This window comes from Protofrankia sp. CiP1_Cm_nod3 (genome assembly GCF_982290655.1).
On the sequence record NZ_CEVIVD010000059.1, the window covers coordinates 5,044 to 7,741 of the forward strand.

The following is a 2,698-nucleotide window of genomic DNA, read 5'->3' on the forward strand; positions in this document are numbered from 1 at the left end:
CCGTCGGCCACAGCGCCGTCGGCCACAGCGGCGGCACCGGGCGCGGGATTCGGCCCGGAGTGGCCGAGGATGCCGGGCGGCGCCACGACTATCGCCTGCAGCCGGTGCCCGAGCGGCCGGAGCGCGTCGACCGCGACCCGCAGGAACCGGTCGCCGGCCTCGCGGGTCACCGTCCCCAGCGAGACCAGCACATGTTCACGCTCGGCATCCAGCCATTCCCACGGGAAGGCCGCCGCCGGCCGCCGGCCGAGCGGTATGCCGACGAAACCGTAGTGGCCGGGAAAGCCGCCCGTGCGCAGCATCCGGGGTACCGAGCACACCAGGGTCAGGTACTCGGAAAAGCGCAGGTCGCCAGCGCACGCCTCGTCCTCGGACACACCCTGGGAGCGCTGGAAGTCACGTAACGTGTCACGGACCCAGCGTCCGGCCCCGGGCAGGAGCTCGTACGGATCGTCCAGTTCGGCGGGCGTGGCGGCAAGGGTCGCCCACGGCAGGCCCCGGCGGCGGGCGACGAGCGCGGCCCCGACCGCCTGCTGGTCGACGACCAGCAGGTCCGGGGCGAACCGGTCGACCTTCGCGTCGACCTCGTCGACCATCGACGCGGCCAGTGGGATGAGGAAGTCCTCCCAGAGGAACTTCAGGGCCGCCGCGCCCCGCAGCCGCCTGGACTTCTCCTCGACGGCGGCCCGGGCGGGGCCGGTGAACGCCCCGGCGAGTGGCAGCAGGGCGAGCCCGGGGGCCAGCAGCGGCCCGACCACCTCCGGGTGGCCCGCGACGGCGACCTCGTGACCGCGGCCGGCCAGTTCGGCGGCGATCCCGACCGCCGGGTTGACATGCCCGGCCAGCGGCGGGACGACGAACAGGAAACGGCTCACCCCGCCACCCCGGTACCGACGCTCTCCCCCGGGCCGGCGGAGGCGCTGGCGGGACGGTTGAGATCCGGGGGCGGGACCATCCGGGTCACCCAGTCGGGGGTCTCGAACCGCTGCCCGGCGGTGCCGGGGTGGGCCGGCGGCGGGCTGCCGGGCTCGAACAGCCACCATCTGAGCAGGACGCGCAGGTAGTCGGTGGCCTCCCGCAGTACCGCGTGGGTGTGGTGCGCCAGGACGATCAGGGTGCAGTCCGGGACGAGCCGGGCGAGCCCTCCGGCGTGGTCTGCGATGTCGGAGTTCGCCCCGTAGACCGCCAGCACGGGGACGTCCAGGCGGGCCAGCCGCCGCGGGGAGAACGGCTCGGTGGCGAGCATGTCCGTGGCGATCGAGGTCTCCCGCAGCAGGGCCTGGGCGCCGCGGGCGATCCGGCTGACCGCCCGCCCGGCGGAGCGCTCCAGCCACCGCTCGACCTCGGCGTCGTCGAGCCCGGCCGACACCTGCGCCAGCGACCGGGCCATCCGCGCGCCAAGGCCCTCGACGAGGAAAGGCGGTTCGATCAGGGTGAGGCTCGCCACCCGCCCGGGGTGTTCCAGGGCGTAGGACAGGGCCATCGTCGCCCCGTAGCTGTTGCCCACCAGGTGGACGGGACGGTCGACGCCGAGCGCGTCGAGCAGCCCCGACAGGTCCGCCATGGCGTCCGCCAGGGCGTAGCCGTCCGGTGTCCGTTCGCTGCGGCCGTGGCCGCGCAGGTCGTAGCAGATCACGTCGGCGCCGGCGTGGGCGAGGCTGGTCCCGAGCGAGAAGTAGAGGCTGGACATGTTGTCCATGACCATGCCGTGCACCATGACGACGACCGGCGCCCCGGGCCCCGGGCCGCCCCTGGGCGACAGCCGCTGGACGTGCAGGCGGACGCCGTTGGCGAGGACCTCGGCCATCGCTACGCCCAGGACCGGGACGACTGGGCCGGCTGGGCCGACTGGGATGACTGGGGTGACTGGGACGGCTGGGCTGGCTGGGGTGACGTCAGGCAGTCGGCGATGAAGGAGACGACCTCGCCGACCCGCATGTTGATCACTTCGTCGACGGTCCGGTCCGCGAGGAAGCCGACGAAGTCGACCGTGTCGCCGTAACGCTGGCGCATCCGGTCGGCGAGGGCGACGAACTCGATGCTCTCCAGCTCCAGGTCGGTGTCGAACGACGTCGACAGGCCGATCTCGCGATCGATCACGTACTCGTCGCCGATGACGTCGTGCAGCATCGCCACGACGTCACGCAGGATCCGCTCCTCGACCGCGGCCCGCTCGGTGCCCGGCCCCGCTTCGCCGGATATGGCGGGGCCGGATATGGCGGGGCCGGATGCGGCAGGGCCGGATGCGGCAGGGCCGCCGGTCGTCGGATGTCCGGTTGTCAGAGGCTTGGCCGTCATGTCCGCGCTCCTTCGTTCTCCCGTGCCGCCTGTTCGACCTCGGGCGAGGTCCACGCCACAACGTAACGATCAACAGCAGAGCCGTCGACGGAGTAACGATCAACGGCAGGGCCGTCGACGGAGTAACGACCAGCGGCGTCGCCCGCGGCGGGACGGCGGCCGCCCAACGGATGGCCGTGGTCGTCCAGGGGCTCGCCGAGCGCGTTGATCGACTGGTGCGCGACCCAGCGGGCGCGCGGCGGCTCCTGGTCGTCCGTCCGCAGCCGGAGATGGCCAGGCGTGATCCCCTCGACGACGAACCGTCGTGGCCGGCTCGCCTGGCCGGTGTCGTCGGCCCTGGCCGCGGCCTGCCTGGCGGCCCGGAACCTGGCCAGCCACAGGGCCCGCAGGCCGGCGTCGG

The 2,698-nt window shown here is 73.6% G+C and carries 4 protein-coding genes; all 4 read right to left on the bottom strand.

The window, feature by feature from the left end; translation table 11 throughout:
• A partial coding sequence (locus AC5LUJ_RS13255) for a glycosyltransferase family protein (RefSeq protein WP_493465012.1) occupies positions 1 to 875 on the bottom strand: 875 nt, incomplete at its 3' end.
• Complete coding sequence (locus tag AC5LUJ_RS13260; protein ID WP_493465013.1) at positions 872 to 1,807, bottom strand: alpha/beta fold hydrolase; 936 nt, start codon at positions 1,805 to 1,807, stop codon at positions 872 to 874. The genes AC5LUJ_RS13260 and AC5LUJ_RS13255, both read right to left, overlap by 4 nt.
• A gap of 2 nt (positions 1,808 to 1,809) precedes the next feature.
• Positions 1,810 to 2,298, bottom strand: a complete 489-nt coding sequence (locus tag AC5LUJ_RS13265) for a phosphopantetheine-binding protein (protein ID WP_445548295.1) — start codon at positions 2,296 to 2,298, stop codon at positions 1,810 to 1,812.
• Positions 2,295 to 2,698, bottom strand: a 404-nt coding sequence (locus AC5LUJ_RS13270; protein WP_493465014.1) for a hypothetical protein, incomplete at its 5' end; no start/stop codon positions are given. The genes AC5LUJ_RS13270 and AC5LUJ_RS13265, both read right to left, overlap by 4 nt.

Excerpts from the sequence above, each read along its gene's own strand:
- AC5LUJ_RS13260 (WP_493465013.1), bottom strand. The coding sequence starts at position 1,807 with ATGGCCGAGGTCCTCGCCAACGGCGTCCGCCTGCACGTCCAGCGGCTG.
- AC5LUJ_RS13265 (WP_445548295.1), bottom strand. The coding sequence starts at position 2,298 with ATGACGGCCAAGCCTCTGACAACCGGACATCCGACGACCGGCGGCCCT.